Annotated in this window: 3 protein-coding genes and 1 pseudogene; 3 read left to right on the top strand and 1 reads right to left on the bottom strand. The window is 68.5% G+C overall.

What is annotated here, in order from left to right; all coding sequences use genetic code 11:
- From ACIQ6O_RS14310 to ACIQ6O_RS14300, 3 genes and pseudogenes are all read left to right on the top strand, one after another.
- Window positions 1–912: pseudogene (locus tag ACIQ6O_RS14310) on the top strand (hypothetical protein); the annotation flags it as partial.
- 33 nt (window positions 913–945) lie between these two features.
- Window positions 946–1,884, top strand: a complete 939-nt coding sequence (locus tag ACIQ6O_RS14305; RefSeq protein ID WP_396208457.1) for an alpha/beta fold hydrolase — start codon at window positions 946–948, stop codon at window positions 1,882–1,884.
- A 9-nt stretch (window positions 1,885–1,893) separates the two neighbouring features.
- Window positions 1,894–2,688, top strand: coding sequence for a matrixin family metalloprotease (locus tag ACIQ6O_RS14300; protein WP_396208456.1), 795 nt, complete (start codon window positions 1,894–1,896; stop codon window positions 2,686–2,688).
- A 273-nt stretch (window positions 2,689–2,961) separates the two neighbouring features.
- Here ACIQ6O_RS14300 and ACIQ6O_RS14295 read toward each other — a convergent pair.
- Window positions 2,962–3,735 (bottom strand): PDZ domain-containing protein (locus ACIQ6O_RS14295; protein WP_396208455.1); only part of this gene is annotated, 774 nt, incomplete at its 5' end.

Here is a 3,735-nt window from a genome sequence, read left to right as displayed (position 1 = left end):
TCGATGCGACCCACCGTTGCCGATGCCCAACCGTTGCGGCCGCGGCTGCAGGTGTTCGTCGTGGCGCACGCTGATGACTGGCAGCTGTTCATGGGCGATGTGGTGGTGGAGGCGTTGCGTCGCGGCGACCCGGTATTGGCGGTGTTGACGAATGCCGGCGACGCCGCGCGCGGCAACGAGTTCTGGCGTACCCGCGAGGTGGCGGCGCTGGCCTCCGTGCGCGCCGCAGAGGCACTGGCCGGTGTTCCGGCCACGACGCCGCTCTGCAACCGCATGTATGTGCCCGGACACGGCTGGCCCGCGACCGGCGCAAGCGCCGCGACCGGTACCGGCACCCACCGCGTTCGCGACTGTCGCACGGCGCGCATGACCACCGTGTTTCTGCGCCTTCCCGATGGTAGGCCGGGCGGCACGGGGTACGCCGAGCACGGTTTCACCAGTATGAAGAAGCTGGCGGACGGCACGATCGATCGGCTCGACGCGCTGGATTCGAGCACCAGCTATCATGACATCGATGACCTTGGGGCCACGGTGACGGGCATCATTCGCAACCAGCAGCGACTGGGGCTCACGATGCAGATCCACACGGCCGATCCGGATGTACTCACCAATCCCATCGACCACTCGGACCACCGTGTCACGGGGCAGCTCGCCATCGAGGCCGCCCGCGCACTGCGTGTTCCGGTGACCGTATACAGCGGCTACTCCAACGTGCGCCGGGCCGACAACCTCTCGCCGGAAGCCGCGGCGTGGAAGAGCTACTGCTTTGTGGCATACGACCGGGCCATGATGACCACACATGGCTCGTGGAGCGCCTATGCCGAGAATGCGTGGGCCCATGCGCAGTATCTCTCGCGAACCTACGCGCGGGCCTACCATGATCCGGGGCTCCTCAGGCACGCCGTGCCCTGAGCGCCGGGGCATCCCCCCGCTATCTTCCGCGGCGTGACGCCTCCGTCTCCCGCCCTCGCCCGCTATCTCGCCTTTCGCCGCACGCTGCCACCACGTCCGCCGCTCGAGGCGCACATGGTGCGCGCTCGTGGGCTCGACTTCGCCGTGTACACCACGCCAGCGGTGGCGCATGCCACCCCGCTGCTGTGCATCAACGGTGGGATGATCTTCGATCACACGCTGCTCTGGCCCGCGCTCGCCGTATTGGCCACGCAACGGCAGCTGGTGTTCTATGATCAGCGTGGACGCGGAGCGAGCAGTATTCCCCCCGGCGCTGCAGCCAGCCGCATTGAATTCGATGCCGGCGACGTCCCGGCACTCCGCGAGGCGCTGGGCATCACGCAGTGGGATATCCTTGGCCATTCCTGGGGTGGGGGGATCGCCATGCTCGCCGCAGCACTGGACACCGCCAGCTCCCCCGATGCCGTGCGGCGTCTGGTGCTGGTGAATGCGGTGGGTGTAACCAGTGAGTGGCTACCGCCACTTCATGCCACTGGTGTGGCGCGGCTCACCGGGGCGGCGCGCGATGCACTGGCGGCGTTCGACGTGCGCGCCCTCGAACACCCCGATCTCACCACGCACGCGGCGTACGCGCAGGCGTATTTCCCGGCGTGGTTCGCCGATCCGGCCTTCGCCCGCAATGTGAGCCCACCACGTGGCGACAGCGTGACGGGCGCCTACGTCGTCGCGCGACTGCGCCGTGAGGGCTACGACTGGCGCGACCGGTTGCGTGACCTGCGCGTCCCCACGCTCGTCGTCCATGGTGCGGCAGATGCCCTGCCGCTGTCGGAGGCGGAGCGCACCAGCCGGTTCCTGACGCAGGCGCGTCTCGAACCGATCGCCGATGCGGGCCACAACCCGTTCTGGGAAGCCCCCGACGCATTCTTCGCCGCGGTACAGGCTTTCCTCACGGAGGGCGCACCGCCTTCCTGATCGGGTGCCATGAAGTCCGCCGAAACCCTCCTGGCCTGCTGCGTGGTTGGACTCGCCTGTTTCATCGGCGGGCAGAGCGTGGGTGCGCGGAGCTCGGTACTCGACGAGGCGGACGGCACGATTGCCGCGAAGGGGTCACGAGCGCCTCTCGACAGCGCCGAACGCGCGGACGATACCCGGCACGGCGAAGAAGTGCTGGTGACGAGCAACAACATCCGCCGCGCCACCGGGAACACCGAAGACACGCGCCGCCGCATCGCGAGCAGCATGGCGGGGACGTACATCGAGGAACTGCTCACCGCGCGCGACTCCGCGATTACGCGCTGGCCCGATCGTGCGACGCGCCCGTTGCGGGTGTTCGTACGCGACGGGGATGCACTGGAGCAGTGGAACCCCGATTTCCTCCCCGCCGTGCGCGACGCCTTCGACACGTGGACGCAGGCCGGTATTCCGGTGCATTTCTCCTTCGTGCGCGATTCGGCCACCGCCGACATCGCGGTGCACTTCGTCGGGCACTTCGCCAACGGCATCAGCGGCAAAACCGTGTGGAGCCGTGATGGCTATCACTGGCTGCTCTCGAGCGACATTCAGCTCGCGGTGACGCACCCCAACGGCGGGACCGTGACCGCACCGCAGATGCGCGCCATCGCGCTGCACGAAGTGGGGCACCTACTCGGCCTCGACCACACCGCCAACCCCGACAACATCATGTCGGCCCGCGTGCGCGTGCGTGAACTCAGTGAGGCGGACAAGGCGACGGTGCGGCTGGTGTACGCGGTGGAGGCGGGGAGTCTGAAGCGATAGCGGGGCGAGTATCGCGCATGCGACTTCCAGCAGACGGCAGACGGCAGGAACTACAGCACGCAGTACCGGAGGAATGTGGTAGAACAATACGTCCGCGTGCGCTGCGCGCCGCGGCCGATGTCATCACCGCAAAGGAAATCGGGCGCACCGCGAAGCGGTTGCGCCCGTTTTGTTGTACCGAACTCCTCCCTGACTGCGTGCTGTAGTTCCTGCCGTCTGCCGTCTGCGGTTCAAGCGCGGTCACCCACGCGGTTACAACCGCCGTTACCGCGGTTACCGCACGTCCAGCACCACCACGCGCACCGAACTCCCCCGCCCCTGCACCGTCAGCCGTGCCGCATCGCGCGATATGGCCAGCGCACGACGCAGCTCCGACACATCCCGCACCGCCCGCCCATTCACGGCCCGCACCACGTCGCCTGACCTGAGCCCCGCGTCGGCCGCCGGTGTGCCCGCAGGCACCCGCAGCGCCAGCACACCGGGTTCGAGGCCGAGGCTCTGGGCGAACTCCGTATCCATGGTGGCGAACTGCGCGCCCGCGAGCACGGCCACGCCACTCGGGTTGAACATCGGCATCGGCATCACCGACGGCGAGAGCGGCACACCACGCACGATCGTCCGGGCCGCTCCCGATCGCTCCTCCTCACGCCGCGTCTCCACCACCACGGGCACCTCACGCGGCCTGCCCGCACGACGCACGCGCACCTTCACCGTGTTGCCGGCGGTGATGAGCTCGGCGTAGTTCACTGCCGCCTGGGTGACATCGCGGCCGTTGTATGCCACCAGCGTGTCTCCGGCCGACAGGCCGGCGCGCGCTGCTGGGGACCCCACATCGACCGTCTCCACCATCGGGTACTCGCAGTGGCTCGTCATCACGCCGTCGGGCGTGACGATGCGGATCTGCGCGCCACTCAGCGACAGTCCCATGTACCCCGATGGCGCCACCGCGCCGCCGGGGAGCGAGGCTTCTGCTTCACCGGCGAACGCCGCCACCTGCGGCTGCAGGAGCCGGATGTACCGGTCGATGTCGGGCTGCAGCGCGCGCAG

The organism is Gemmatimonas sp. (assembly GCF_044345575.1).
GTDB lineage: Bacteria > Gemmatimonadota > Gemmatimonadetes > Gemmatimonadales > Gemmatimonadaceae > Gemmatimonas.
Note: the sequence above shows the minus strand (reverse complement) of the source record. Positions and strands in the feature narration are given on the sequence as shown.

What these genes read in the sequence shown, in the direction of transcription:
- ACIQ6O_RS14300 (WP_396208456.1), top strand. Translation starts at nt 1,894, where the DNA reads ATGAAGTCCGCCGAAACCCTCCTGGCCTGCTGCGTGGTTGGACTCGCC.